Annotated in this window: 25 protein-coding genes and 3 tRNA genes; 11 read left to right on the forward strand and 17 right to left on the reverse strand. The window is 28.0% G+C overall.

Features of this window, described 5'->3' with window-relative positions; all coding sequences use genetic code 11:
* Positions 1-73: 73 nt before the first annotated feature.
* The 3 genes from QIA27_RS04230 to valS all read left to right on the forward strand — a co-directional run bounded on the left by QIA27_RS04230 (position 74) and on the right by valS (position 4,669).
* Positions 74-862, forward strand: a complete 789-nt coding sequence (locus QIA27_RS04230; protein ID WP_301354125.1) for a septal ring lytic transglycosylase RlpA family protein — start codon at positions 74-76, stop codon at positions 860-862.
* Positions 863-1,047: 185 nt separating this feature from the next.
* On the forward strand, positions 1,048-2,037 hold the full coding sequence (locus QIA27_RS04235; RefSeq protein WP_301386525.1) for a tRNA dihydrouridine synthase: 990 nt from the start codon (positions 1,048-1,050) through the stop codon (positions 2,035-2,037).
* A gap of 4 nt (positions 2,038-2,041) precedes the next feature.
* A complete protein-coding gene (gene valS, locus QIA27_RS04240) occupies positions 2,042-4,669 on the forward strand; it encodes a valine--tRNA ligase (RefSeq protein WP_301403656.1) in 2,628 nt (875 codons plus the stop codon).
* A 91-nt stretch (positions 4,670-4,760) separates the two neighbouring features.
* Here valS and QIA27_RS04245 read toward each other — a convergent pair whose 3' ends face one another.
* The 4 genes from QIA27_RS04245 to groES form a co-directional block, all read right to left on the reverse strand.
* The gene (locus QIA27_RS04245) at positions 4,761-5,357 is read right to left on the reverse strand and encodes a hypothetical protein (RefSeq protein ID WP_301354131.1); all 597 of its coding nucleotides are present in this window, start codon (positions 5,355-5,357) and stop codon (positions 4,761-4,763) included.
* A gap of 84 nt (positions 5,358-5,441) precedes the next feature.
* Positions 5,442-6,119 (reverse strand): tRNA (5-methylaminomethyl-2-thiouridine)(34)-methyltransferase MnmC2, encoded by a 678-nt coding sequence (gene mnmC2, locus QIA27_RS04250; protein ID WP_301403657.1) that lies wholly within the window; start codon positions 6,117-6,119, stop codon positions 5,442-5,444.
* Positions 6,120-6,177: 58 nt separating this feature from the next.
* Positions 6,178-6,348: a hypothetical protein gene (locus QIA27_RS04255; RefSeq protein ID WP_301354134.1), complete on the reverse strand. Its 171-nt coding sequence runs from the start codon at positions 6,346-6,348 to the stop codon at positions 6,178-6,180.
* 83 nt (positions 6,349-6,431) lie between these two features.
* Positions 6,432-6,704 (reverse strand): co-chaperone GroES, encoded by a 273-nt coding sequence (gene groES / locus QIA27_RS04260; protein WP_006433722.1) that lies wholly within the window; start codon positions 6,702-6,704, stop codon positions 6,432-6,434.
* A 143-nt stretch (positions 6,705-6,847) separates the two neighbouring features.
* Here groES and QIA27_RS04265 point away from each other — a divergent pair, with 143 nt between their 5' ends.
* The 3 genes from QIA27_RS04265 to QIA27_RS04275 all read left to right on the forward strand — a co-directional run bounded on the left by QIA27_RS04265 (position 6,848) and on the right by QIA27_RS04275 (position 12,375).
* Positions 6,848-8,479, forward strand: coding sequence for an ABC-F family ATP-binding cassette domain-containing protein (locus tag QIA27_RS04265; protein ID WP_301354136.1), 1,632 nt, complete (start codon positions 6,848-6,850; stop codon positions 8,477-8,479).
* A gap of 35 nt (positions 8,480-8,514) precedes the next feature.
* Complete coding sequence (locus QIA27_RS04270; protein ID WP_301403658.1) at positions 8,515-10,194, forward strand: PQQ-binding-like beta-propeller repeat protein; 1,680 nt, start codon at positions 8,515-8,517, stop codon at positions 10,192-10,194.
* Between the two features lie 105 nt (positions 10,195-10,299).
* Positions 10,300-12,375, forward strand: coding sequence for a P83/100 family protein (locus QIA27_RS04275; RefSeq protein ID WP_301403659.1), 2,076 nt, complete (start codon positions 10,300-10,302; stop codon positions 12,373-12,375).
* Between the two features lie 75 nt (positions 12,376-12,450).
* Here the strand turns inward: QIA27_RS04275 and QIA27_RS04280 are convergent.
* Positions 12,451-12,523, reverse strand: a tRNA-Pro gene (locus QIA27_RS04280).
* 6 nt (positions 12,524-12,529) lie between these two features.
* Positions 12,530-12,603, reverse strand: a tRNA-Arg gene (locus QIA27_RS04285).
* 102 nt (positions 12,604-12,705) lie between these two features.
* Between QIA27_RS04285 and QIA27_RS04290 the strand changes: the two genes are divergently transcribed.
* Positions 12,706-13,341 carry an endonuclease III domain-containing protein gene (locus QIA27_RS04290; RefSeq protein WP_301354141.1) on the forward strand — a complete coding sequence of 212 codons (636 nt, stop codon included), beginning with the start codon at positions 12,706-12,708 and terminating at the stop codon, positions 13,339-13,341.
* Positions 13,342-13,350: 9 nt separating this feature from the next.
* On the opposite strand, the gene QIA27_RS04295 is transcribed toward QIA27_RS04290, so the two are convergent.
* The 3 genes from QIA27_RS04295 to QIA27_RS04305 are packed head-to-tail and all read right to left on the reverse strand — an operon-like array spanning position 13,351 to position 15,656.
* Positions 13,351-14,211: an ABC transporter permease subunit gene (locus QIA27_RS04295; protein WP_301403660.1), complete on the reverse strand. Its 861-nt coding sequence runs from the start codon at positions 14,209-14,211 to the stop codon at positions 13,351-13,353.
* Positions 14,211-15,191, reverse strand: coding sequence for an ABC transporter permease subunit (locus QIA27_RS04300; protein WP_301403661.1), 981 nt, complete (start codon positions 15,189-15,191; stop codon positions 14,211-14,213). The genes QIA27_RS04295 and QIA27_RS04300 overlap by 1 nt, the downstream gene beginning before the upstream one ends.
* Before the next feature lie 6 nt (positions 15,192-15,197).
* The gene (locus QIA27_RS04305; RefSeq protein WP_301354148.1) at positions 15,198-15,656 is read right to left on the reverse strand and encodes a septum formation initiator family protein; all 459 of its coding nucleotides are present in this window, start codon (positions 15,654-15,656) and stop codon (positions 15,198-15,200) included.
* Positions 15,657-15,758: 102 nt separating this feature from the next.
* Between QIA27_RS04305 and QIA27_RS04310 the strand changes: the two genes are divergently transcribed.
* Positions 15,759-16,892 carry a hypothetical protein gene (locus QIA27_RS04310; RefSeq protein ID WP_301386533.1) on the forward strand — a complete coding sequence of 378 codons (1,134 nt, stop codon included), beginning with the start codon at positions 15,759-15,761 and terminating at the stop codon, positions 16,890-16,892.
* 234 nt (positions 16,893-17,126) lie between these two features.
* On the opposite strand, the gene QIA27_RS04315 is transcribed toward QIA27_RS04310, so the two are convergent.
* From QIA27_RS04315 to QIA27_RS04340, 6 genes are all read right to left on the reverse strand, one after another.
* Complete coding sequence (locus QIA27_RS04315) at positions 17,127-18,140, reverse strand: DUF4340 domain-containing protein (RefSeq protein WP_301354152.1); 1,014 nt, start codon at positions 18,138-18,140, stop codon at positions 17,127-17,129.
* Between the two features lie 16 nt (positions 18,141-18,156).
* Positions 18,157-19,665, reverse strand: a complete 1,509-nt coding sequence (locus QIA27_RS04320) for a GldG family protein (RefSeq protein ID WP_301403662.1) — start codon at positions 19,663-19,665, stop codon at positions 18,157-18,159.
* Positions 19,666-19,669: 4 nt separating this feature from the next.
* Positions 19,670-20,404: an ABC transporter permease gene (locus tag QIA27_RS04325; protein WP_301386535.1), complete on the reverse strand. Its 735-nt coding sequence runs from the start codon at positions 20,402-20,404 to the stop codon at positions 19,670-19,672.
* The gene (locus QIA27_RS04330; RefSeq protein WP_301354157.1) at positions 20,401-21,330 is read right to left on the reverse strand and encodes an ABC transporter ATP-binding protein; all 930 of its coding nucleotides are present in this window, start codon (positions 21,328-21,330) and stop codon (positions 20,401-20,403) included. Before QIA27_RS04330 ends, QIA27_RS04325 begins: the two co-directional genes overlap by 4 nt.
* Positions 21,331-21,338: 8 nt before the next feature.
* On the reverse strand, positions 21,339-22,298 hold the full coding sequence (locus QIA27_RS04335; RefSeq protein WP_301354160.1) for a ribonuclease Z: 960 nt from the start codon (positions 22,296-22,298) through the stop codon (positions 21,339-21,341).
* A 190-nt stretch (positions 22,299-22,488) separates the two neighbouring features.
* The gene (locus QIA27_RS04340) at positions 22,489-23,556 is read right to left on the reverse strand and encodes an NAD(P)/FAD-dependent oxidoreductase (RefSeq protein ID WP_301403663.1); all 1,068 of its coding nucleotides are present in this window, start codon (positions 23,554-23,556) and stop codon (positions 22,489-22,491) included.
* A 205-nt stretch (positions 23,557-23,761) separates the two neighbouring features.
* Between QIA27_RS04340 and QIA27_RS04345 the strand changes: the two genes are divergently transcribed.
* The 3 genes from QIA27_RS04345 to QIA27_RS04355 all read left to right on the forward strand — a co-directional run bounded on the left by QIA27_RS04345 (position 23,762) and on the right by QIA27_RS04355 (position 25,215).
* Positions 23,762-24,358 (forward strand): ATP-dependent Clp protease proteolytic subunit, encoded by a 597-nt coding sequence (locus QIA27_RS04345; RefSeq protein WP_301354165.1) that lies wholly within the window; start codon positions 23,762-23,764, stop codon positions 24,356-24,358.
* A 46-nt stretch (positions 24,359-24,404) separates the two neighbouring features.
* Complete coding sequence (locus QIA27_RS04350; protein ID WP_301403716.1) at positions 24,405-25,064, forward strand: hypothetical protein; 660 nt, start codon at positions 24,405-24,407, stop codon at positions 25,062-25,064.
* 67 nt (positions 25,065-25,131) lie between these two features.
* Positions 25,132-25,215, forward strand: a tRNA-Leu gene (locus QIA27_RS04355).
* Between the two features lie 16 nt (positions 25,216-25,231).
* On the opposite strand, the gene QIA27_RS04360 is transcribed toward QIA27_RS04355, so the two are convergent.
* Together QIA27_RS04360 and QIA27_RS04365 are read right to left on the reverse strand one after the other, a co-directional pair.
* Positions 25,232-26,086, reverse strand: coding sequence for a DUF368 domain-containing protein (locus tag QIA27_RS04360; RefSeq protein ID WP_301354167.1), 855 nt, complete (start codon positions 26,084-26,086; stop codon positions 25,232-25,234).
* Between the two features lie 39 nt (positions 26,087-26,125).
* Positions 26,126-26,455: a nucleoside triphosphate pyrophosphohydrolase family protein gene (locus QIA27_RS04365; protein WP_006068843.1), complete on the reverse strand. Its 330-nt coding sequence runs from the start codon at positions 26,453-26,455 to the stop codon at positions 26,126-26,128.
* Between the last annotated feature and the right edge of the window lie 52 nt (positions 26,456-26,507).

The following is a 26,507-nucleotide window of genomic DNA, read 5'->3' on the forward strand; positions in this document are numbered from 1 at the left end:
AAAAAGAATGTAAATAAGCAATTTGTGAGATCAATTGTTTATTGAAATATGTTTTTATATTATAATAAACATTATGAGAAATTTAATTGGTGCCATCGTAAGAGATAATAGAAACTTTGTTTTTCTCTTTGTATTTTTTTTTGTTGCTTCTCATGTAAATTCTGCTACAGTAGGTCTTGCTTCATGGTATGGCGAAGCTTTTCACGGCAAAATTACTGCTAATGGCGAAAAATTTGATATGATGGCTCTTACTGCTGCTCACAAAGAATTGCCTTTTAATACCGCTGTAAAGGTTACAAATCTTTTGAATAATAGATCAGTTGTTGTAAGAATTAATGATAGAGGTCCTTTTAGGAAGGATAGAATAATCGATTTGTCAAAACATGCCGCTGAGAAGCTTGATTTTTTAGGAATAGGAGTTGCTCCTGTAAAAATTGAAGTAATTGAAAGTGTGAATGAAAAAAGACCATCTGTATCAAAATCTAGTGACCTTAAAAAAGCATTTAATACTCCTGAGATTGAAAAAGAAAAGAAAATCAAGCAATCAGAGGAAAATATTTCTGTTGAAAATAAATCTTCAAGTTTATTAGCAGATTATTCAATATCTTCAGACAAAGAAACAGATTTTTACATACAAGTTGGATCTTATAGAAAAAAAGATTATGCCGATAGGGCTTATAGGATATTAAAAAAAGCGGGTCTTTTTGTTGTAGTAAATTCTCATGGGCCGTTTTATACTGTTTTTATTCCTACCAATGCTGACGATGTTCAAAAAAACATTGAGCTAATTAAATCTGCTGGATATAAAGATACTTTAGTAAGAAAAACTAAGGTTCCAGGCGAGAGTCTTATTATGGATTAATTTTTTAAATTATTTTTTATCAAGATTGTTTATTGGTTTTTTAAAATTTATGATTATGTCATTTATTGCTAGTCCTTTTGTAGTAGTTTTTTGTTCTAAAAATTACAATATTATTTGTAAAAATCCAAATCTATTAAGCAACTGTTTTGGCTTAAAGTTGTATTTTATTATTATATAGTCATTTTATGAAGTTTTTATTTGATATTCCCCCTCCAATTATGATTTTAGCTCCAATGGAGGACGTTACTGATACTGTTTTTAGAAATTTAATTCATTTAATAGGGTCTAAAGAAGGAGAGCCCCATATTTATTTTACTGAATTTATTTCTGCAAAGGGAATTTTAAACGGATCAAAACAATCTCTCCAGCATGTTTTTTTAAAACCCAATGAACTCAATCGGCCTTTAATTGCTCAAATTTGGGGCAATGTTCCTGAGCAATTTTATAGAGCAATAGAAATATTAGGAGGCATGGGGTTTTGGGGAATTGATATTAATATGGGTTGTCCTAAGAATAAAATAATTAAAAAGGGAGTTTGTTCAGCTTTAATTAATAATAAATCTTTGGCTAAAGAAATAATTCTTGCAAGCAAAGAAGCTTGTGCAAGATTTAATTTACCTCTTAGCGTTAAGACCAGGCATGGATTTTCATATCCAGAAATTGATGATTGGTTGGGGTTTTTGTTGGGATTTGGAATTGACATGTTAACGGTTTATCCAAGGCTTGCTGTTAATCAGAGCAATGGCCCTGTTAATTTTGATATTTTTCATGAACTTGTTAAATTGCGAAATAATCTTAGCCCCTCTACGTTGATTATTGGCAATGGGGATGTTTTGAGTATCAAGGATGCTAGATATTATGTTGATAAATATTTAATTGATGGGATTATGTTTGGTCGTGGAATTTTCAAAAATTTAAATTTATTTAAATTGTCTTCAAAACACTTTTTGGATAGTAATTTAAATTTTAGGTTAAATATATTAAAATTCCATATAAAGGATTTTTATGCTACTTGGGGGCTTGAAAAAGATTTTAATAAACTTAAAAAATATTTTAAGATATATTTTACTGAGAAGGAAAGACAGAGTAAATATTTCTCAAATCTTATAAATTCAAAAACTTATGAAGAGCTTTTTGAAAATTTAAACGTTATTGATATGGTAGGAGATTTTTAAAACAATGAATTGTAGACCTCTTGAAAAATATGATCCTAAGGCATTTGAAGACGAAATTTACGACAAGTGGCTTAAAAATAATGTTTTTTTGCCAAATAATTCTTTATTTGAAAAATTTAGTATGGTTGCGCCTCCCCCCAATGTTACTGGTGTGTTGCACATGGGGCATGCTCTTAATTTTGTTTTGCAAGATATTCTTGTAAGGTATAAAAGAATGAAGAAGCACAATACGTTGTGGCTTTTTGGCACAGATCATGCTGGGATAGCAACACAGGCTGTTTTTGAAAGACATCTTAAAAGCGTTGGTAAAAGTAAGGATGATTTTGAAAGAGAAGAACTTATTCAAGAAATTTTTAAATTAAAAGATAAGCATAGAGATGTAATTGTTAAGCAGATAAAAAAACTTGGGGCGTCTTATGATTATTCAAGAGAAAGGTTTACTCTTGATGAGGACTGTTGTAAGGCTGTTAACAAGGTTTTTAAAGATTTATATTCTAAAGGGTTGATTTATAGGGGCGAATATCTTGTTAATCTTGATCCTGGATCTGGGAGTGTTGTTAGTGATGAGGAGATTGAATATAAAGAGGTTGATGGTAAGCTTTATTTTGTTAAGTATTTTCTTGATGATTCTTCTTTTATTGAGATTGCAACAACTAGGCCCGAGACTATGTTTGGGGATACTGCTATTGCTGTTAATCCCAATGATGAGAGATATAAATCTTTAGTTGGTAAAGAGGTTACAATTCCTTTGACAACTAAAAAGATAAAAATCATTGCAGATTTTTATGTTGAGAGTGCTTTTGGTACTGGGGCTTTAAAAGTTACTCCTGCGCACGATCCTAATGATTTTGAAATTTCAAAAAGGCATAATATTCCTAAGGTCAATATTTTAACTCCAGATGGAAAACTTAATAAAAATGTGCCTTTACAATATCAAGGATTAAGAATGAAGGATGCAAGATCTAAAATAGAGACAGAATTAATGGAAAAAGGGTTTTTGCAAGGAGTTGAAAAACATAGACAACAGATTGGGCATTGTTATCGATCGGGTGAGGTTGTTGAACCTTATTTGTCTACTCAGTGGTTTGTGAGTATGAAGCCTTTAGCAGTCAAAGCTTTAAAGGCTTTGGAGAATGGCGAATTAAGATTTTACCCTAAAAAGTGGGAAAATACATATAAATATTGGTTATCAAATATTAAAGATTGGTGTATATCAAGGCAGCTTGTTTGGGGGCATAGAATACCGGCTTGGTACAATATTGAAACATCCGAACTTATTGTTAGTGATACTGATCCTTCTTTAGATGAAAAGAATATAGGGAAGAGGTTTGTTCAAGATCCAGATGTTCTTGATACTTGGTTTTCTTCTTGGCTATGGCCTTTTTCTTCTCTTGGATGGCCTAGTGTTACTGTTGATTTTAAAAATTATTATCCAACAAATACTTTAATTACAGCTTACGATATAATATTTTTTTGGGTTGCAAGAATGGTAATGGCGGGATTAGAATTTACAGGGCAAGTTCCTTTTAAAGATGTTTATATCACACCTCTTTTGCGTGATAAGCAAGGTAAAAAAATGTCAAAGTCTTTGGGCAATGGAATAGACCCTCTTGATATTATTCGCGAGTATGGAAGTGATTCTTTGCGGTTTACTTTATCCTTTTTGTCTGTTCAAGGTCAAGATTTAAATATTGATACCAAGGATTTCATGTTTGGAGCTAAGTTTGCAAATAAAGTTTTTAATGCTTCCAAATTTATTCTTTTAAATTTAAAAAATAGAGAAATATTAAATGATTTGAAATTTAACGACATTGACAAATGGTTGCTTACAAGCTTAAATTCAACTATTTTTGGTGTAGAATCTTCTTTTGCAAATTATAAATACAATGAAGCTTCAAAATTCGTTTATGAGTTTTTTTGGAATGATTTTTGTGATTGGTATATTGAAATTAGTAAAATTGATCTAAATAGTGAAAATATTGATATTCAGAATATGGCTATTTCTAAGTTGCTATTTTTTCTTAAAAAAGCATTGTTAATTTTGCACCCGTTTATTCCTTTTGTTACAGAAAAAATTTATTCTGAATTTTCAGAAAAGGGAGATATTTTAGCTTTAAATGAATATCCAAGTTTTGATATTGCCAATAATTTTCAAGAAGAATTTGAAAGTTTTAAAGTATTTAAAACTTTCATTGTAGCTGTTAGAACGCTTAAGAGTGAATTTAATATATCTTCTAGCATTGAGATTGATGTTGCTTTGAAGTTTGATGCTGACTTTAAATATGAGGGATACTTTAAGACCAATGAAAGCATTGCAAAAAGAATGATTAATTTTAAAAATATATTTTACAATAAAAATTATGATGGCATGCTTGGTGTGGCTGTAGTTGGTTTTGAAATTTATGTAGATGTTAAGGCGTTAATAGATAAAGCTAAGGAGCTAATAAGGCTTGAAAAGCAGCTTGAAAGGTATAAAATGCTTAAAATTGCTATTTCAAAGAAACTTGAAAATGAAAATTTTTTAATGAATGCTCCTAAGGAAATTATTGAATCTGAAAAATTAAAATTTGTAGAATTTTCTTCTTTAATTAATAAGATAAATAGTTATATTGTTAATTTAAAAAATCTATAAAAAAGTTTAAAAATTATTATGAAATTGAATTTGCTATGGTTAGCTTTTTGGCAAAAGGTGTGTTTGCTATTAAAAATAGCATTTTGTACTCTTAATTGTTACGTAATGTTTGAGGAGATAAAAAGTTGGAATCTTGTAGTTTCATGAAGCTGTTTATTATTGTTGGTACGTCTTCTTCTTTTATGTAAATTGATGGGAACGTTTTTCTTTGATCAAAGATAAAATCAAAATCAAGAATTAAATAAATTTGATTACTTTTGCGAGTTACGCTTAATTTTAATTCAAAGTCATCATCGTCTTTGGATCGTTTATTGGGATTTTCTTTAATCATTTTTGTGCCTAATAATATTATTTCATTTTCTTTAATGTTTTTTGGTCTGCTATCAAATAAGCTTAAACTTTTGATTATATTGCTAGTATTTAAAAGATTAAAAAAGTCGAAATTTCTTCTATATCCGTTTTCTTTTAGGATAAGTTTAACTTCTGAATCGTGATCTTTAATGTATGATCCGTTATGTTCAATTTCAATAATGCCTTCAAGGCTTGCATTGTTTAGAACTTCAGAGTATTTTTCTTTTTTTATTAATATATCTTGTATAAAGAATAAATCTTTGATTGTGTCTTTTGCAAAAATATAATTATTAGATATTAAAAAGATTAAGGTTATAATAAATATTTTTTTCGACATTAACATTCTCCTTTTCTCTATTTGATAGTATATCATATTTGTTGAAATTGGGTTTTTTCAATTACTTATGTTAAAAGTAATTTTTTAATTTTTTTGAGCTGTTATCATATGTCTTTTATTCCCAAACCCTTTTTCTATGTGAATGTATTTAAAATTAGCAAGTTTTAAGCCATCTTTTACAATTCTTGCAGAGGAAAATGTTGAAAGCTTACATCCCGGGCTGCTTTTTTCAGAAATTAAATTAAATATTTCATTGTTCCACATTTCGGGATTTTTTTTAGGATTAAATCCATCTAAAAACCAGTATTCTACATTTTTTGGGATTTCTTTAATTTTTGTTTTAGCGTTTCCAATTAAAATTTTTAAATTAACATTTTCTGTTATTTTTAGTTTTAAATTTTTTTTTGGAATTTTAGGATAATGTTTTAGCATTAATTTGAAATAAGCATTTTCTTTAGCGAAGAGCTTTGAAATTTGCATTATTGTGTTTTTTTTGAGTGGAAATTTTTCTACAGAATAATAATTAATCTTTGAGGTTATGTTGTTTTCTTTTATGAATTTTAAAAGACATATAAAGTTTAATCCTGTTCCAAATCCTAGCTCTGCTATTAAAAGACTTTTTTTTGTTTTTAATTCTAAATCCAGATTGCAGCCTTTAATAAATGTATAAAAACTCTCTTCAATTCCATACTTTGGGTTGTAATAGATGTCATCGAATTTGCTTGAATATATGGTTCGCTCTTTAAAAATTAGATTTTTCATTTAATTTCATTTTTTCAAGCTTACAAATCTGTAAGCTTGAAATTTTTAATTTGATTGATCAGAATAATAAGTTTTTATGATAAACTTTTAATTTTTGTTGAAGATTATAAGTTTTAATAAAAATTTTTGACTTATAAATATTTGCAAGTTTTAGTAATTCTTCTTTTAGAAATACGAAACTCTCTACCATTTCTACTTTCTCTTTAGACCATGAGCACTTTTTATTCATACTAAAACTAGAACCTTATTTTTCAATAATCTTTATAAAAAATCTTTTACAAAGATTAAAGCTAAGTAGCTAAACTTAGCTTTTTACTCTTCTATTATTGCAACTATTTCTTTTGCTTTTAGTATTAAATGTTCTTTATTCTCAATTTTTACAGCAGCTCCTGCATATTTTTCGTAAAGCACAGTGTCGCCAACTTTTACAGTGATCTCTTCTTTGTTAGAGCCAATGGCTACAACTGTTCCAATATTTGTTTTTTCTTTTGCATTTTCTGGTATGTAAAGTCCTGAGATTGTTTTACTCTCGGCTTCTTTGATTTTTATTAAAACTCTATCAGCTAAAGGCTTAATATTTTTCATTTCAAACATCTCCTTATGTTAATAATATTAAATATACGAAAAAATTGAGAGTTGAGTCAATATATTTATATAGTGCTTGAAAATTAAATTAATTTTCAAGATAATTTTGTTATTAGAATATCAATTTTAGGCAGGGTAGTGGTTTGATAACTGTAAATAATTTGGAAGTTGCATTTGGAGAGAGGGTTCTATTCAAAGATGTAAATATTAAATTTTCTTCTGGAAATTGTTATGGAATAATTGGTGCTAATGGGGCAGGGAAAAGCACTTTTTTAAAAGTACTAGGCGGAATGATTGAATCTACTAAGGGTGAAATATTTATTCCTAAAAATCAAAGAGTAGCGGCTCTTGAGCAAGATCAATTTGCTTATGATGCGTATAAGGTTATCGATACTGTTATTATGGGTCACAAAAGACTTTATTCTGTTCAAAAAGAAAAAGATGAAATCTATAATAAACTTGATTTTAGTGATGAAGATGGAATTAGAGCTGGGGAGCTTGAAGCAGAATTTTCAGAGCTTGGAGGCTACGAGGCTGAATCGGATGCGGCAGTTCTTCTTAAGGGTCTTGGAATAGATGAGTCAATTCATAATAATTTAATGAGTGATATTGAAGGAGCTTTAAAGGTTAGAGTTCTTTTGGCTCAAGCTCTTTTTGGTGAGCCTGATATATTGCTTCTTGATGAGCCTACCAATAACCTTGATCTACAATCTGTTAGATGGCTAGAAGAATTTTTAATTAATTTTGAAAATACAGTTATTGTTGTATCTCACGATAGACATTTTTTAAATCAAGTTTGCACTCATATTGTTGACATTGATTATGGAAAGATTCAAGTTTATGTTGGAAATTATGATTTCTGGTATGAAACAAGTCAGATTTTAAACAAGCAACTAAAAGATGCCAAAAAGCGGTCTGAGGATAAAATTGCTGAACTTAAGACATTTATTCAAAGATTTTCCAGTAATGCATCTAAGTCCAGGCAAGCAACATCAAGGAAAAAGTTGATTGAAAAAATAAAAGTTGAAGATTTAAAGCCTTCTTCAAGGAAGTTTCCTTATGTTAATTTCAAAAGCGAAAGAGAACTTGGTAAAAATGTTCTTACAATTAAAAATTTGACAAAAGAATTTGAAGGAAATTTAATTTTAAATAAATTTAGCAGTATTATTGAACCCCAGCAAAAGATTGTTTTTTTGGGAAATCCCATGTTTGCAACTTTTTTGTTCGATATTATTACAAACGAAGATAAAAATTATAAAGGTCATTATGAATGGGGATCTACTGTTAATTTTTCATATTTTAATAAGGATAATGGAAAATATTTTGATTCAGATTTAAATTTAGTTGATTGGTTACGTCAGTATTCAAAAGAACAAGATGAAACTTATATTAGAGGGTTTTTAGGGCGAATGCTTTTCAGCCAAGACGAGGCTTTAAAGAAGGTAAATGTTCTCTCAGGAGGAGAAAAAGTAAGATGTATGCTTGCCAAGGCTATGCTTAGTGGAGCAAATGTTTTAATTCTAGATCAGCCTACAAACCACTTAGATCTTGAAGCAATTACATCTTTAAATGCTGGACTTAAAGAATTTAAAGGAGTTGTTCTTTTTACATCACATGATCATCAATTTATAGATACTGTTGCCAATAGAATTATTGAGTTTACTCCTAACGGAATAATTGATCGATATATGACTTTTTCTGAGTATATTGATGATACTAAGATTAGGGATTTGAGAAATAACCTTTATGGTGATAATGCTAGTTTTAGGCTTTAGTAACAGTTTTTTAAAAGCTCAAAAGGTTTTTTGTTTTGAGGGGCATACTTTTTATATTTGTGTTTTCAGCTTCTTTTTTAAAGCTTTATTCTAGTATCAATTTATATTTTCAAAAGGCATTAACTGGTAAAGTTGCAGGCAATCCAATTATTGATGAAAAACGTGATACTATTACGGTTTTAACAAAAGATAGATGGCTGACTACTTACACAATGTCATTTGAGAAGAAATATTCTTATAGGTTGAATAGAATTCCATATCCTTTTCTTTTGAAAGATTTTGATAATGGATATTATGTTATTACAGTTAGAAATGAAGTTCAAAAGATCAAGAGAGGAAAGCTTGTTTGGAAGTGTAAACTTGATTTTTCACCTTTGAGTGCTCCTGCCATAGGGAATGTTAGCATTTTAATTCCCCTTGTTAATGAAAGGGTTGTTTCTATTGATTTAAATAGTGGAAAAAAAATGTTTGAGGTCAACATAGGTGGCAGGCCCGCTACTTCTCCTGTAGTTTTTGATAATGGTGATTTTTGCATTGCAAGTGAAAATGATGAAATATTTTTGTTTGATTCTTTGGGTAATAAGAAATGGTTTTCCAGATTGGTTGCTTTCCCTTTTTTGTTGATGATAAATACAAAAAAGGAAGTAGTTGTTGGGCATAAGTCAGGACATATTGTTGCTTATGAGAGAGATTTTGGGGAGGTTGTTGGCTCTATTAAATTAAACTTTCCTATTAATTTTTTGTTTGAAAAGTTTAATGGTCAATATGTAGCAATTTCAAGTGTTGGCATGTTTTTTGATTTGAATAGAAACTTTAAGCTTAAATTCAAAAAAAAGATGAACTTTGAGATTGAAAAAGCTGTTCTTTATAATAATAGAAATCTTTTAATTTCAACCAAATCAAATGGAATTTTATCTTTTGAAGAAGATTTTAGTATATCTTTTGTAGATGCTAAACTTAAGGATTTGTCAGGACTTAGTGCTAATTCAGGTATTATTGTTTTAGGGGGAGGTGATTGGGTTCTTAGTACTTATTATTACGAATATGACAAAGATCTTGATGTTAATGTTTGGAATCATTTTAGAGGTAATAAATACAATCAAGGTAGAATAGGTTTAAAAGAGAAAGGTTTTGTAGATTATGATAAAAATTATTTCCTTCTCGATGAGATTCTTAATTCTAGTTATAGTGATGCTGCTTATGATAAATTTTTAGGAATTTTGGATTCTCTTGCAATTAAACATGGAAATTTCCCCAAAAAATATTTAAACTTATATGAAAAAGCTTTTAATGTTTGGCTTTTGCCGGAAAAGGGATTTAATAGGATTGTTTCAAGGGGTAAGCTTTATAGATATTTTGCATGTGTTAATGATGAAGCTTCAATTAAGAGTTTTATTAATTTAGCAATTAGAGAAAGAGACATTAATAATATAATTACCATAGTGCAAACTATTACCAAATTTGAAAGTTATTATGGGCAAGATTGTAGTATATATAATTACATCCAACATATAGTGTTAAATTATCAAGGCAATTTGGAAATAGCTTATTCTGTGATTTTAAATTTGAGAAATATAATTTTAAATTCGACAGACAAACTTCTTAAACTTTGTAAGAATAAGTATATAAATTTATTAATGTTTATGAGACGGCAAAATTTTTCTGAAAATATTAACAAGCACATTAATGAAATTATTTCAAGCATTCAAGATTGAATTATCTGTTTTGCATATAAATCTGATTATGTTAAAATTAGGTTTAAATTAGTGAATTTAGTTGGTAAGGTAGATTATAATTAAATTTATAGGAGAATTTCTTTTATGAAAAAAATGTTACTAATCTTTAGTTTTTTTCTTATTTTTTTGAATGGATTTCCTCTTAATGCAAGGGAAGTTGATAAGGAAAAATTAAAAGACTTTGTAAATATGGATCTTGAGTTTGTAAATTATAAAGGTCCTTATGATTCTACAAATACATATGAACAAATAGTGGGTATTGGGGAGTTTTTAGCAAGACCGTTGATCAATTCCAATAGCAGCTCAAGTTATTATGGTAAATATTTTATTAATAGATTTATTGACGATCAAGATAAAAAAGCAAGTGTTGATGTTTTTTCTATTGGTGGTAGGTCAGAGCTTGATAGCATATTGAATCTAAGAAGAATTCTTACAGGGTATTTAATAAAGGCTTTCGATTATGAAAGGTCTAGTGCGGAATTAATTGCTAAGGTTATTACAATATATAATGCTGTTTATAGAGGAGATTTGGATTATTATAAAGGGTTTTATATTGAGTCTGCTTTGAAGTCTTTAACCAAAGAAAATGCAGGTCTTTCTAGAGTATACAGTCAATGGGCTGGGAAGACACAAATATTTATTCCTCTTAAAAAGAATATTTTATCTGGAAATATTGAGTCTGATATTGATATTGACAGTTTGGTTACAGATAAGGTTGTGGCAGTTCTTTTGAGTGAGAATGAAGCGGGTGTTAACTTTGCAAGAGATATTACAGACATTCAAGGCGAAACCCATAAAGCAGATCAAGATAAAATTGATGTTGAATTAGATAATGTTAATGAAAGTGATTCTAATATAACAGAAACTATTGAGAATTTAAGGGATCAGCTTGAAAAGGCTACAGATGAAGAGCATAGAAAGGAAATTGAAAGTCAGGTAGATGCTAAAAAGAAACAGAAAGAAGAGTTAGATGAAAAGGTAGTTAATCTTGAGAAAGCTCAACAAAAATTAGATTTTGCTGAAGATAAATTAGATGTTCAAAGAGATACTGTTAGAGAAAAGATTCAAGAGGATATTAACGAGATTAATAAAGAAAAGAATTTGCCAAAACCTGGTGATGTAAGTTCTCCTAAAGTTGATAAGCAGCTACAGATAAAAGAGAGCCTAGAAGATTTGCAGGAGCAGCTTAAAGAAACTGTTGATGAAAATCAAAAAAAAGAAATTGAAAAGCAGATTGAAATCAAAAAAAATGATGAAAAACTTTTAAAAAGTGAAGATCATAAAGCAATAGATCTTAATCGAGAGTTAAATTCTAAAGCTTCTAGTAAAGAAAAGAAAGAAGAAATAATCAAGGAAAATTCGAAGGCAAGTTTAGGGGATTTAAATAATGACGAAAACCGTATGATGCCTGAAGATCAAAAATTATCTGAGGATAAAAGATTAGATAGCGAAAAAACATCAAAACCTGTTTCTGAGGTTGAAAAAGTAGATAAAATTTCCAAGTCTAATAACAATGGGGCTGATGAGCCATCATCATTAGATAAGCCTTCTTATAGTGACGGTGATTCAAAAGAGAGTGTAAATAACAAAGATGTTGATTTGCAAAAAGCCAAGCCTCAAGTTAAAATTCAACCTACTTCTTTGAATGAAAATGAAGAGTTAGCTACTATGTCTGCGGATTCCAGTAATCCTGTATTTTTAGAGGTTATCGATCCAATTACAAATTTAGGCACGCTTCAACTTATTGATTTAAATACTGGTGTTAGACTTAAAGAAAGTACTCAGCAAGGCATCCATCGGTATGGAATTTATGAGCGTGAAAAAGATTTAGTTGTTATTAAAATGGATTCAGGAAAAGCTAAACTTCAAATACTTGATAAACTTGAGAATTTAAAAGTGATATCAGAGTCTAATTTTGAGATTAATAAGAATTCATCTCTTTATGTTGACTCTAAAATGATTTTAGTAGTTGTTAAGGATAGTAGTAATGCTTGGAGATTGGCTAAATTTTCTCCTAAAAATTTGGATGAGTTTGTTCTCTCAGAGAATAAAATTATGCCTTTTACTAGCTTTTCTGTGAGAAAGAATTTTATTTATTTGCAGGATGAGCTTAAAAGTCTGGTTACTTTAGATTTAAATACTTTGAAGAAAGTTAAATAATTTTGTAGCTCGATTAAAGTTTTATTAATTATTAAAAAGCTAAAAACAAAGTTTTTAGCTTTTTAAAATATTTTTTCGGGATGGTGGGATTCGAACTCACGATCCCCTGCTCCCAAAGCAGGTGCCTTAGCCACTAGGCCACATCCCGAAGAAGCGCACCAATTAGGACTCGAACCTAAAACCTACAGATTAGAAGTCTGTTGCTCTATCCAATTGAGCTATTGGTGCATTTTAAATGCTAATGATGAGTATATCATTTTGCAAAATCCTTGTCAATAAAGTCTAGACACCTTTGCTTTGTATATTTTTTATTTTTGTTTTGTGTTTATAATGTTTTATAATTTTTTTATGATTAATCTTGATTTGATTGTTGATGAAACTTTGTTTAGGTATCCCGATGTTAAACCTTTTTTAAATTATAAAAATAATTATGAGCTTTTAATAATGGTAATTTTAAGTGCAAGAACAACAGATAATTTGGTAAATAAGATTTCTCCTTACCTTTTTGAAAGGTATGGAAATTTTGAAAGTTTATCAAGAGCAAATGTGAGAGATGTTGAAAAATTAATTTATAAGACCGGTTTTTATTCAAGGAAAGCTAAAAATATTGTAAATTGTTCTATTGATATTTTGGAAAAATTTAATGGTGTTATTCCAAATAATATTTTTGATCTTGTTAAACTACCCGGAGTAGGTCGTAAAACAGCAAATGTTATTCTTGGATCTGTTTACAATAAGCCTGCAATTATTGTAGATACTCATTTTAGCAGAGTTATTACAAGGCATGCGCTTTCTTTGGAAAATTCTCCTATTAAGATTGAACTGGATCTAAAAAGAAGAATAGAGCCTTGCAAGCAGTATAGATTTTCTATGGCTATCAATAAGCATGGAAGAGAAATTTGCACTTCTAGAAATGTAAACTGTGCTAATTGTTTTTTAGAAAAATTTGCTCCAAGAGTTTGTTAATTTTTTTATTTAAGATGATATTAAATGTTTCATTTTTTTTTTCAGCTGTAAATTTATTATTGCTAGTACTATATTTATACCTATTAATATTAATAGGGGATTGATCCATATCCACAGGTATTTATTACCCATTTCCATATAGTTGAGTAATTCTCCAAGACTGGGGTATAGACTTTTGTCTTGTTTTTGTAAAAAGCTTACTACCTCAAAAGTGGTAAGACTTCTTGCCATTTGTAATGGGATTATGGATGATATTGATGAGAATACCTCTGGAAAAATGTGGCGCAATATTATTCTAATTTTGCTTGCTCCTATAGCTTCGCTGGCTTTAACATAATCCAAATTTTTTATTATTAATGTATTGTTTCTTGCAATAAACGCAAACCTAATCCATCCATGAATTAATGCCAATAGTGTTGCTGTTTGAAGCATATTGTAAGTTTTTTGTTTTAAAAAGTAATAAAAAACTAGAGATACAACATGAAAAAAGGGCAACGTTTGTAATGCTTCGATTAGTTTTGAAATTAGCATGCAAATTTCAAATCTAAACATGCCAATTATTGTTCCAATGAAGATTCCAATTATTGCGGAAATTGTTGCGTAGCTTAGTGAAAGTAGAATAGAATTTCTGGTTGCAATTATTAGTCTTGCCATAATATCTCTGCCTTTTTTGTCAATTCCTAGTGGATTATCTTTTGTGGGTGGCATAGGCATATTTTTGGTAGATTTCAAATAAACTTTATTTGGATCTTTTTTGTAGATTGCAATTTTTGAATTTTCATTAATCAGTGCTGGAGTAATGATTAGCAATACAATAAATATGCTAAAGAGTACGATATAAATTTTTTTTGTTATTGTGTCTGGTTTCATTAGCTTAGCGTGTCCTTATATGGGTTAATTTTGTAAATTAATATATCTGTTATTATATTTGGAATAAGCATAATGAAAACACCAATAAAAATTAAATCTATAGAAATAGCATAATCGTTGAATTTTAAAGCATTTAAATATAGGGCTCCAACTCCATCAATTTCAAACATTGATTCAATCATTGATGCTCCAAAAAAAGCAGTTGTGATAATGGGTCTCATGTTTGTAAGTAATGGCGTTATTGATGGAATTAATGCATGTTTTAAAATTATTTGTAATTTATTTATTCCTCTTGATTTTGCAGCTTTTATGTAAAATTCTGATAAAGTTTTGTCAAGAGATTGTTTGAAAATTACAGAATTAAATATGAAAAATGAAAAAAACCATGCAAATCCACCTATTATTAAATTTTTTGGATTTAAATTAAGGTAATATATTAAAGACAATATTAAAAATACTGTTAAGTTTCTTGGCATGGAGTGTAGTAATAGCATTAAATATTCTAAAAGATTATTTATTAGGTTGTTTTTTATGTAAATTTTCCAAATTACAATAAGGACTATTGCTGCAATATAAGAGAGTAAGGCGCCTGGAATTGAGACTTTTAAAGTATTGAATATTTTTTGAAAAATTATTTTAATGGTTGGGGCTCCTTTGCTCAGTAGAGAGTATCGATAATCACCCCATAGTATTCCTTCATTTTTTGTTTTGTATACTATATATGAATTGCCAGCTATATGCTTTAAAAAGCAATTTTTTTCTAATTTTGATTTAGGGTTAAAGCCATGTATTAAGGTATATTTTTCTATACTTTTGCATATTCCAATGTATTGCAAGTATCTTTTTAAGATATTTGTTTTAACAAAAGGAGTATACTGGTGTTCATTTGAAAAAAAATTTACTAACGATACGCAAAAAAATGATGCACAAATTAAATTAATTAATAAATATATTATATTTTTTAAAATAAATATTTTCAATAAAGACTAATCCTTAGAGTTGTTGGAAGCAAGTTTATTGCTTTTTGTATTTTTTTTGGTTTGGATAATGCAACTTGATAAAAAATAATAAATTAAACCTATTGCTATTGATATAAAGTAAAAATTTTGATTCTTGGAAAGGGGTTTTTGTAGGGTTAATATTTGGCCTTGATTATATTGATCTTTATTATTGTTAGTTTTTATTACTGTTGAGTTTTTTGGGTAGTAGCCTAATTTGTTGGCTTCTTTTAAAATTTCGGATTTAGATACTTGTAAGTTAATATATCTTGCTTTTAATTCTTTTTGAATTTCTTTTAGTTTTTCGATGTGGTTTTTTATTAAGGTCAAGTTGTTGTCCAATTTTTGATAATTAACAAATCCTCTTTCTCCAAATATGGGAGCCATTATAAAGTAGCTTAGTATTCCCGAGTAAAAAGACATTGCAATTTTTTTATAAATGGTCATATAACTTGTAATTATATTCTTAATATACTATATTTACAAGTAGTTAAAGTTGATTTAGATTGTAGTTATATTGAATAGTTTTGTTTGGAGAGCAAGGTTGACGTGAAGAAGAGTATTTTTTTTATCAAAGAAGGTCCCAAAGAAGTTGATTTTGATATGGAAAAAGTATTTTTAAGAAATGAGTCTGTTGATGTTGTTTCTACGGACTCAGATAATCTTAAAAATTTTTTAGATGAAAAACTGTTAAAACTAGATGACATATTAAAAGAAAGACATGGGGAGTTGATTAATTGTTTAAAGGATGTTGAGCTTCGTGTTGAGAGGGTTGAAAAAGAAATGCTTGATAGTGGGCTTAAGCTTGTTCAAAGAGGTTTTAGTACTTCCAATTTGAAAGATTTTGAAAAAAAGTCGTCTGATATTGACGACTCATTTTCTAAAAAAGAAGACAATTTACCTAATATTTCTATTGGTCAAGAAGAATTAGATGCACTGCTTGAAGGCATCAATTATCCAAAAGAAAGTGAAGAAGTTCAGCACGATGTTAAATTTGATAGAGATAGAGATTTGAATTTGACTAGCAATTTACAAGTGTCTGATAATTTTTCTAATGATTTTATTAAAAGAGAAGGCATTGATGTTGGCAATGATAATGTGTCCGCAGAAAAGATTGAGTTAAATAATAATAATAATCATAATGAAAAATTGGAAAATTTTGTAGATAATAAACAACATTTAGATTTAATTGATGAGAATGGGAACATCAAGCGTGGGGACAGTGGTAATGATACGATTCTTGAGAGTTCTGGTGAACGTCTTGAGTTGAAAGAATTTGATGACTTTGAAAATATTTTAAAAGAGGATTTAGGTTCTCAATTTGCTGAGGACTCTTTATCTAATGATGGAGAGAAAAATTTGAATGATAATTTGGGAGATAAAGCAGATCAAGATCAAAGTAATGATATTGCTAGTTGTGAAAAGCCCAGTTCTCAAAATATAACTGAGGACCCTTCTTTTTCTCATTTTAATTTTAATAATGTTGAAAGGGTTGTGAGCAAGTTTAATGCTGAAGAATCTTTAAGTAATGTTGCGCTAAATAGCGATGAAAAAGCCGTATTAATAAATTTCATTGATAGGGTAGAAAGTGAGCTTGAGTTAAATCCTAATAGAAATATTTTTAAAATTAAACAAGAGTATGAAGTTTTAAAAAAAGTTAAATTTTTACTTACTAAAAGTTAAAGAATCCATTCGTTTAAATTTTAGTTTATTTTTCTTCTATAAACTTTTTAAGTTAATTTTTAATAGCTACATGTTTTTATTTGAACCAACATGTTAATTTTAAAAGATAAACTTATTGGTAAAGTGAAACAACATCTTATCTTTTGATAAAATGTTGTTAACTTTTATGCTTACATTTTGATTATATTTATTTTTGTATGTTTTGCTTTTTATTTTTTTAAATACATAGCAAGATTAATCTGTATTGTTGTGATGTTCGTGGTGATCTTCTTGATTATCATTGCTAGAAATATTATCTTTTTCTATTAATTTTTTTTCTAAGTTAAATACATCAAAAAAAGTCCATTTGCTAGTCATGTAGTAATATTCATCTTTATCTTTTTTGAGTAATATGTCTTTGTCATTTTCTTCGTTTTTATTAAGATAAACTTCAATATTGTTAACACTTTTATTGCTCCATTTGACTTCAATTTTGTATTGAAGTTTATAGTCGTCTATTTTTGATTTATCAATTTCAAGTCCATCAGCTTTAAATTCAGCAATAATATTTAAAGGCCTTTCCGTTGGCATTTTTTGGTTATTTAAAAAATAAAGGCCATCTTTAGCGGTAATCTCATAGTTATTATTTATATTATTTTCATTTTCTTTGTTCAATTTTTTTATTATTTTGAATGATAAATTTTCTAATTTTGTGTTTTTTTCTTGAAATAATGTAGTATCTGAAAATGTATTATAAGAATTACCTTTATATGATAAAAAAATATTTTTTGTTAAGTAAACGTTTTCGTCACTACCTTTAATGTATGCCAATCTTGAATCACCCTCTCCTGATTTCCCAACAAAAATCTCTGTTAACAGTTTGCTATTATTGTCAAATAATTTGAAGCTTGGATTTTCCCCAATTCCAAGTTCTTTGTGTTTTTTTTGATCCCTGCTTACAAGTTTATTTTTTTGAAGTTCGTCTAATGCTTTGATTAAAGAATTAACTTTTTTATTGTCAACGGGAATATTTTGTTTGTTATATGTTAGCATCCAATCTTTACCAAGTTTTGTTAGCGTTCCTTCAAGTTCTGTTTCAATTTTAGAAATTAAATTTACGTCAAAATTGAAAAATTTTTCTTCCAAAATCCTTGCTACTTTATTTTCATTTGAAAAAATTATTCCCAATAAGAATGTAGATGTTAACACTATTATTATCAATATTTTTATTTTTTCTTTATTAATTGAGAATATTTTTGATTTTGTCATAAACACTCCTTTATTCTTAATTTGCTTTTCTTTTTCTAGTAAATCTAACAAGTCCAAATATTAATATTATTATTGGAAGAATAATTAAGTTAACAATTATTAATGAAAACTTTGCATTGACCATTTCGTTTGAGGAGCTTGGAAATTTTAATTTAGCTCGCACTTCTCTAGACTTAATATTAAAAAATTCTTCCTTTTGCATTAAATAATCTGAAATTCTTCCTGATAGTTCAAAGTTTGATGGAGAACCGTTGTACATATAATCACTAAATATCATACTTGATCCTGTTAGGATTATTTTAGAATTTTTTGAATATTGTTCTTTATAAGGACTTTTAATTTTTCCTTCAATCGCATATCCTAGCATTTTGAGCTTATTCTCATCAAATTTATTTGGTACTTCGAATGCATTTAAAGATACGCTTGAAAGATTAGGTTCTTTAACTTGCCATGATTGTTTAGAGCTTGCAAAGAGAGGTAAAAATTTTACTTCTGTTGCATCTTTTTTGACAAGCTCTAATGAGCTACTCCAAGGAATTGTAGCATTATAAAAATTTTTCAGTAATGGCATATCTTTTTTTATAATATTACTTTTGTCTATTAATATCCATGGATAGTAAGTTTGGAAGTTGCCGCCTAAAAAGATTGTGGGTGCTCTTTTGTCAAGAATAATGTCATCGTTGTATTTTATACCATAACTTTCAAATAGATCAAATAGTTTAGATTTAATAGGAGTTATGCCATATGGATTTTGAGGGTTGTAGTCAATTGCGCTTGTTGCAATAAATATTTTTCCATCGTTAACAATAAAATCATCAATTTTTTCTACAATCTCTTTGTCAATTTCTTTAGCACCAATAATGAATAATCCATTTATTTCTTTTCTTATGTCTTCTAATTTTTCAGTTTTTAAATCTATTTCTTTTATTTCAATGCCAAATGCTTTTTGCATTATTTCGGAAAAGTTTTTGTGTGCTTCTTTTAAAGTGCTGTCTCCAAAAGCAAGTCCTAGAACTTTTTTTGTATTATTTATTAGCTTGTCAAGTCCATTTGCAAGGTCATATTCTAAATTACTGATTTCTGTTACAATCGGTATTACTTCTCTTTTTCCTTCGTAAATAATTTCAATTCCTGAGTATATTTTAAGTATTGAGAGTTGATTAATATCTCTTAAATCGATTTGCTGAGAAGGAATGCCAATGTGCTCTAATGGTGTTGAAATTTTATCAGCATCAAGTTCTTTATAAATTACCTTACCTTTTGAGGCATCAGAAAAACTTATTAAAAAATTTTTTATTTGATTTGGAAAAGCAAAATAGTTTTCAAGGCTTCCTGAATTGTAATATGTTATGTATATTGTTTCATTTGCATTTGAAAACAAATTTTTTGTAACTTTGGATATTGTAAAAGCTTTGTGCTTTGTAAAGTCTATTTTAAAAATGAAAATAGATATATTGCAAAAAATCAAAAAGATTATTGTAAGGTTTAAAGTTAGGTTTAAAACTTCATTTTCTTTATTTTTCATAATTTTATCTCCATTTTTTTAGCGTTATGCTGTGTGTGGTTAGTATTAGAAACGTGATTGTGAATGTAATAAAATAAATAAAGTCTGATAAGTTTAGTATGCCCATATTAAAATAGCTAAAGTGATTAGTTATTGAAATAAAATTAAGCATTTCTCCTATTATATTTTCTTTTCCAAAGATCATGACCAATTTCCCAGAAAATAGTATTAATATCAGTGTAAATACGGTTAGAATGTAAGAGACTATTTGACTTTTTGTAATAGATGAAATAAATGTTCCCATGCTTAGTACCGAGAGAGAATAAAGAATTATCCCTAGATATTGAAGCAATATTATTCCAAGATCAAATTCGCCCATGAAAATTGTCATTATTGTAAGAGGTAGGGTAAGTGAGAATAGTATTAAGGTAAATATTTTAAGCGTAATAAATTTACCTAAGACTATCTCTTGAGGGCTTAGCGGCAGGGCATAAAGAAGTTCAATGCTCCCTGTTTTATGTTCTTCTGAGAATACTCCCATGCTAAGCGCTGGCAGCACTAACATCAAAATAATAGGCATTGAAGAAAAATAAGAGGTAAGAGATGCATTGTCTTTAATGAAAAATCCTGACAAAAAAATAAATGAAAAGTTTATGAATATTAAAAAAAATAGCATCACAACGTATGCAGTTGGGGTTCCAAATAATATTTTTAGTTCTTTTTTAGAAAGCGATAAAGATTGCTTTAAATCTATTTTCATTTTTTTCTCTCCTTGGTTAGTTTGCTAAATATCTTTTCAAGGCTTTCATGTTTTGGGATCATTGCTTTTAAGATTATATTATTTTTTACTATGTAGCTAAAAAGATCTTCTTCTGTTTTGCCTTGAGATAGCTTTAATGAAATGTTTAAGTCTTTCTCGTGTTCTTCAAGTTGTATTAATGTAAAAATATCATTTTTGCTATTGAAAATTTTTTTTTCATTTTCGGAGTTTTTTGAAACTATTAATTCTATTTCAATCTCTTTAAGTTTATTTTTAATAATGTTTTCTTTTGTGTCATCAGCAACAATTACTCCGTTGTTGACAATGATTATTCTTTTACAAATAGATTCTACTTCGCTTAGTATGTGCGAAGAGAATAATATTGTACTTTCTTTTGCTAGTTCTCTTAAGAATTCTTTAAATTCAATTATTTGATTTGGATCAAGACCATTTGTTGGTTCATCAAGTATTACAAGTTTAGGATTGTTTATTAAAGCACCAGCTATTCCTACTCTTTGTTTGAATCCTTTTGAAAGTTGAGAAATCAGTTTATCTTCAACTTCTGTTAATTTGAATATGCTTATTGCCTTGTCAATTTCTTTTTTTAATTTTTTAACACCTTTTATTTCTGATATAAACTTTAAATATTCTTTAACAGAAAGTTCTGGGTAAAGAGCTAGCTTTTCAGGAACATATCCTATTTGTTGCAGTATTTCTTTTGAATGCTCTACAATATCTTTTTCAAAAATTTTTACATTACCTTTGCTTGGATAATGAAATGATGTCAAGATTTTAATTAATGTGGACTTTCCGGCTCCGTTTGGGCCAAGTATGCCAAGTACTTCGCCTTCTTCAACCTTAAAGCTAACATTAAATAGCGCAGTAAATGAGCCATACATTTTGCTAACTTTTTCTACATTTATCATATACCCTCCTATTTAATAATAAAATTATTTTTGCTTGCTTCAAGCCTCATCCCATCTTTTGTTAAAAAAATTTCTCCATCTGGATATTCCAATTTTGCCTCCTTTAGTAAGTTTTCAAGATCTTTTCTTAATGTATATCTTTCACTAAAATGAATAAGTCCTGTTTGTAAAACTTTTGCTTGCTTGACAATATTTGCAGCTCCACCAGCTGTTAAGTGAAGTTTTTTATCTGCTTCCTTTTTAAGCTCATTTTTAAATGTGCTCTCAATTATTACAAGGTTAAAATTTTTGATTTGCTGTATTAGCTCTTTAAAATAACCAGTATCTGTAATGTACGCAACTTTTAATCCTTTTTTAGATTTTCCAAGTATTTCTGATGGTTTTATAATTTTTCCGTTTATTAGTATTTCTTTTCCATCTTGCAGGGTTTTTCTAATAGGTCCTTTAGGGATATTTAACTCTTCTGCTTTTTCTGTGTTGAATTTGCCAGGTTTATCTTTTTCTATGAATAAATATCCAACACATTCTATTGAATGTTTTAGTCTAGTGTATTCAATTTTTTTTGTTTTATCCTCATATATTATTTTTTCGGTTTTATCTATGATTATTTCTTTATAAATTATTTCATAGTTTTTATATATTTTAAGCATATCTATATTAGTTTTTGCATAGTTTTTTATTCCAACAGGTCCAGCTATTATTAATGGGTCTTTTCTTGTTTCTCCACTTTGTGACATTAACATTATTATTCCAAGTAGTCCTGTAATGTGATCAGCATGTAAATGTGTAATACAAATCATTTTTATTTTTTGCCAAGATATTTTTTGTTTTCTTAAAGACATTTGAGTTCCTTCTCCACAATCGAATAAAAAATTGTCCCCATTGTATTCAATTAGTACGGATGACAAATATCTATTGTGGAGAGGTCTTGTTCCCCCAGTTCCTATAATGTTAATGTTGAATCCCAAAGATTATTCTCCTGGTTTGTTTTGAAAATGTTAATTAATTTTAATTGTTTTGATAAATTTTGCTTCACTTTTAGTTTCTCTTTGGATAAGAATTATTTTAGCTTAACTTAAACATTATATTATTTTTTTATGAATTTAGAAATATTAAGATATGAAATCGCTTGTCAGTATGGATTTAAAAATTTTGATTTTAAGAATGTTGCACAATATTGTAATATTTTTCGTATCTTTTAATATTATAATGATTTGGAATTTTGTTAATTTTTTCAATATTGTCAACTAATAAATTGGATAAGTATGGTGCCATAGATATACCCCTTGTTCCAAAACCATTTAATATGAAGATATTTTTATGCTTTGGGTGTTCTCCCAAGAAAGGTTCTCTGTCAAGAGTTGAAGGTCTTATGTGTGCTTTTTGGCCAATGACTTTGCATTTTAGATTTGTTATTTTTTTAAATTTTTCTAATAATTCTAATTTTGCCCATTCATTTGTAAGTGTATTCCAGGTGTTCCATTCGTAAGTACCCCCAAGGTAAAATTTATTATCCTTTAAGTGAATTAAAGATACGTGTCTATTGTAAACTTCTTTAAAATTTAATTTCTTGCATTCTAGAATAATTATTTCGCCTTTTGCAGGCTCAAATGGGAGGTAAGAAAAAAATCCTTTAAGTTTTTCTTTATATCCTTTTGCAAATATTAATTTTTCAAATTTGAAATCTTCTATTTTGAAAAAACTTTCTTCAATTTTAATTTTATTTTCATCGATATTTTTTTTTATGTATGATTTTTTTTTGATTAAATATTTTTTAATATTTTTTATATAGATTTTTGTATTAATCCTAGCGCCTTTTATTATCATTCCCCCGTTAGAGTCGTTTGAGAAATCATAAATTTTTCCATTTTTTATTTTCAAAATAAAGTTTGTCATGTTTTTATCATTTTCAAGTTTATCAATCAGTTCATTTTTTTGATTTTCGGTAGTAAATGGTCTAAAGATATTTTTTTCTATAAAAAAATTAGATTTAATTGTTTTTTCAATTTCTTGATAGTAGTTTTTTGCAAATTCAAAAATATGCGATTCTTTCCAGGCAATGTTCATTTTTCTACCCATAATAGGATTAATAAGTCCACCTGCTACTATTGTTGCTTTTGTATTTTCATCATCAAAAAGAATTACTTTTTTATTTCTTTTAAGCAGTTCGTAAGTAACGGTGCTTCCTGCTATTCCTCCTCCAATAACTGCAAATTCATAATGCATTATTAACTCCTTTTTGATTTTACTTATTTATAAATTTAGAGTATTTTTTGATTATAATGAAGTTTAATTAAAGATTTATTGGGTTTTTGCTTTTCAGATTTCAGAAATTAGGTGCAATTATTTAGTTTTTATGCTTTCTTATCATTTAAAAACCTTTTATTTTTAATTATAATATATCATTATGTTTTTGTATAAGGGATGTTTTATGACCGGTAAAGAAGATGATAATGCTAGTTTTTTGCATGATCAATCATTGAAATTAGTTTTAAAGAGCAGATCAATAGTGATTGCTGGCGAGATTACTAAGGATGTTTCTCGGCTTTTTCAGGAAAAAATATTATTGTTAGAGACCTTGGATTTTAAAAAGCCTATATTTGTGTACATTGATTCAGAAGGAGGCGATATTGATGCTGGATTTGCTATTTTTAATATGATTCGTTTTGTTAAGCCCAAAGTTTTTACAGTTGGAGTAGGGCTTGTTGCCAGCGCTGCTGCTTTAATTTTTTTGGCTGCAAAATTAGAAAATAGATTTTCACTGCCTTTTGCCAGGTATTTATTGCATCAACCTTTGAGTGGATTTAAAGGAGTTGCCACAGATATTGAGATTTATACTAATGAGTTAAATAAAGTTAAAAAAGAGCTTAATAATATTATTTCAAAAGAAACAGGTCAAAAAATTTCTAAAATAGAAAAGGATACTGATAGGGATTTTTGGTTAGACAGTGGTGCTGCAAAAAAATATGGACTTGTATTTGAAGTTGTTGAGACAAAGTGTCAACTTGAAGAGTTTATTTCTGCTTAATGTTTTATTTGTTTCTTGTAATTTTATAGATATAGATTTTAGTGTTTTGGAGCTTAAGGTTGCAAATTTTAATTTAAATGATAATTCTTTTCAAGAATTATTGGATTCTGCTTATAATATTCTCGATCAAAGTTTTGATTTAATAATTATTAAGAATCTTGAGAATAAAAATGTTCTTGATCTAATTAATAATAGAGTTTTATTTGGAACTTTTAAGAATGCTTATTTTATTGATCAAGGGAAAGGACTTTCTGTTAGTATTCTTTCTAAACGTAAAATAAATATTAAAGTTTTAAGTGTAATGCAAGATTGTGAAGATTTAAAATTAGGATTGCTTGTTGATTTTAAATTTAAGGATAAGCGCCATGGTATTGTTGTTTATAATTTAAGCAATAATTTTATTAACAATACTATTAGTTTGCAAATTAGTGAGCAAATTTTATATTTAAAAGCCAAAGTAGATAAATTAATGTTTATTTTAGATGAATCTGAATTTGTTATTTTTGATTTATTAATCAAAAATGGATTTTTTAGTTTAATAAATGATTCAAACAATATTTCAATGTTGGCGAATAAAATTGATTTTAGAGTTTTTTCTAATTTTTTTGCTAGAGTTTCTTTGTATTCATTTATGTTTGCAATTGCAGATTATTTGCACAGCAATTATACTATTGAGAATTTTCCTCAAAAAATAGTTATCAATTGAGTTTTTGGATTTATTTTCTTGTTTAGCTTGACATCATAATATATTATTATTTATTATATTATTCTATGCCGAAGTGGTGGAAGTGGTAGACACACAGGACTTAAAATCCTGAGGAGGAAACTCCGTACCGGTTCAAGTCCGGTCTTCGGTATTCCCAAAGTTTTTCATTAACATTTTTCAGCTATTTTTTTGCTTATAAGCATTCCTAACATAAATGATATTCCTAAAGATGCAAAAGATGTGAATCTGATTTTAAAATTTAATTTCAATACTATTAATATCATTTGTAAAATTGATCCAAAAATTAGACCTCTTGATAAATAAATAAAATCATTTAAGTGATTATCTATTATTTTCTTTATTATTAATATTGATGTAACTATTCCTATTGTTACAGCTGTTGCAAATATTGTAATAAGAGCAATGTTAAATTCGGATATAATGAGTATTATTTCTTTATAAAAACCAAGCAGCAAAAGCATTGCTGATCCTGAGATTCCTGGCAAGATCATTGATGCTCCGCTAATTGTTCCAGAGGATATTAATAATAGGTAATATTTTATTGAGTTTTTGTCTTTAGGTATTGTGCTTTGTAATTGTATATTAGATTCTTTGATAATTAAGAAAAGTACAATAATGGCCATGCCAATAAAAAACAACAAATGCTTTAATATTTTTGTATTACTATTTATTTCTTTTATGTATATTTTTGGTTTTAGTGTCAACATATTTCCAAATGTTAATCCTATAAAAAACGCTATTAGCAATGCTTCTATTATTCCATTGTCAAAGATGTAAGCTTTAAATATTTTTGCAGCCAATAATATTGAGGTTAACATTCCTGTTGCCAAAATAGTTAAAAACATTAAATTCTTTTTAATTTCTGTGAGTTTTAAGATTTCTGAAATAGAGTTTATTATTTTGTAGTAAATTTTTAGTATTAAAGCCAGCGTTGCCCCAGAAACCCCTGGGATTATGTTTGCAATTCCAAGTAAAATTCCCTTGATATAAATATTAAGCATTTTTATTCTTAGACTTTAAGTATTTTTGATTTGAATGTTTTATCTGTCATCACCTTCACCATTTATTGTTCCATTTTCATGTCGCTTTTTTATTTTTTTTAGGTTTGTAAGGGCAACATCTTCAAGTGTAATGCCTAAATTATTGCTTAAAGTTGACAAGTACCATAAAACGTCCCCGAGCTCTTTTTTAATTGACATCAAATACTCATCATCAATAATGTAATTTTTGTCTCTTCCCAATTTTTTTATTTTTTCAACAACTTCTCCAGTTTCACCAGCAAGGCCAAGTGTTGTTAAAATTAATTCTTCTTTTTTATTTTTGTACTTAGCAGTTTTTTTTGCTTTTTCTTGGTATTCGTTTAGTTCCATGTTGAGAGACAGTTTATTACAGTTTGTTATTATTTGCAAGTCCAAACATGAT

Origin of the sequence: [Borrelia] tanukii (genome assembly GCF_030439725.2) — a bacterium.
Lineage (GTDB): Bacteria > Spirochaetota > Spirochaetia > Borreliales > Borreliaceae > Borreliella > Borreliella tanukii.

Excerpts from the sequence above, each read along its gene's own strand:
- QIA27_RS04275 (WP_301403659.1), top strand. The coding sequence starts at position 10,300 with ATGAAAAAAATGTTACTAATCTTTAGTTTTTTTCTTATTTTTTTGAAT.
- valS (WP_301403656.1), top strand. The coding sequence starts at position 2,042 with ATGAATTGTAGACCTCTTGAAAAATATGATCCTAAGGCATTTGAAGAC.
- QIA27_RS04345 (WP_301354165.1), top strand. The coding sequence starts at position 23,762 with ATGACCGGTAAAGAAGATGATAATGCTAGTTTTTTGCATGATCAATCA.
- QIA27_RS04305 (WP_301354148.1), bottom strand. The coding sequence starts at position 15,656 with ATGACCATTTATAAAAAAATTGCAATGTCTTTTTACTCGGGAATACTA.
- QIA27_RS04325 (WP_301386535.1), bottom strand. The coding sequence starts at position 20,404 with ATGAAAATAGATTTAAAGCAATCTTTATCGCTTTCTAAAAAAGAACTA.
- QIA27_RS04255 (WP_301354134.1), bottom strand. The coding sequence starts at position 6,348 with ATGAATAAAAAGTGCTCATGGTCTAAAGAGAAAGTAGAAATGGTAGAG.
- QIA27_RS04320 (WP_301403662.1), bottom strand. The coding sequence starts at position 19,665 with ATGAAAAATAAAGAAAATGAAGTTTTAAACCTAACTTTAAACCTTACA.
- mnmC2 (WP_301403657.1), bottom strand. The coding sequence starts at position 6,119 with ATGAAAAATCTAATTTTTAAAGAGCGAACCATATATTCAAGCAAATTC.
- QIA27_RS04290 (WP_301354141.1), top strand. The coding sequence starts at position 12,706 with ATGTTTTATAATTTTTTTATGATTAATCTTGATTTGATTGTTGATGAA.
- QIA27_RS04330 (WP_301354157.1), bottom strand. The coding sequence starts at position 21,330 with ATGATAAATGTAGAAAAAGTTAGCAAAATGTATGGCTCATTTACTGCG.
- QIA27_RS04365 (WP_006068843.1), bottom strand. The coding sequence starts at position 26,455 with ATGGAACTAAACGAATACCAAGAAAAAGCAAAAAAAACTGCTAAGTAC.
- QIA27_RS04360 (WP_301354167.1), bottom strand. The coding sequence starts at position 26,086 with ATGCTTAATATTTATATCAAGGGAATTTTACTTGGAATTGCAAACATA.
- QIA27_RS04315 (WP_301354152.1), bottom strand. The coding sequence starts at position 18,140 with ATGACAAAATCAAAAATATTCTCAATTAATAAAGAAAAAATAAAAATA.
- groES (WP_006433722.1), bottom strand. The coding sequence starts at position 6,704 with ATGAAAAATATTAAGCCTTTAGCTGATAGAGTTTTAATAAAAATCAAA.
- QIA27_RS04230 (WP_301354125.1), top strand. The coding sequence starts at position 74 with ATGAGAAATTTAATTGGTGCCATCGTAAGAGATAATAGAAACTTTGTT.
- QIA27_RS04245 (WP_301354131.1), bottom strand. The coding sequence starts at position 5,357 with ATGTCGAAAAAAATATTTATTATAACCTTAATCTTTTTAATATCTAAT.
- QIA27_RS04340 (WP_301403663.1), bottom strand. The coding sequence starts at position 23,556 with ATGCATTATGAATTTGCAGTTATTGGAGGAGGAATAGCAGGAAGCACC.
- QIA27_RS04235 (WP_301386525.1), top strand. The coding sequence starts at position 1,048 with ATGAAGTTTTTATTTGATATTCCCCCTCCAATTATGATTTTAGCTCCA.
- QIA27_RS04295 (WP_301403660.1), bottom strand. The coding sequence starts at position 14,211 with ATGAAACCAGACACAATAACAAAAAAAATTTATATCGTACTCTTTAGC.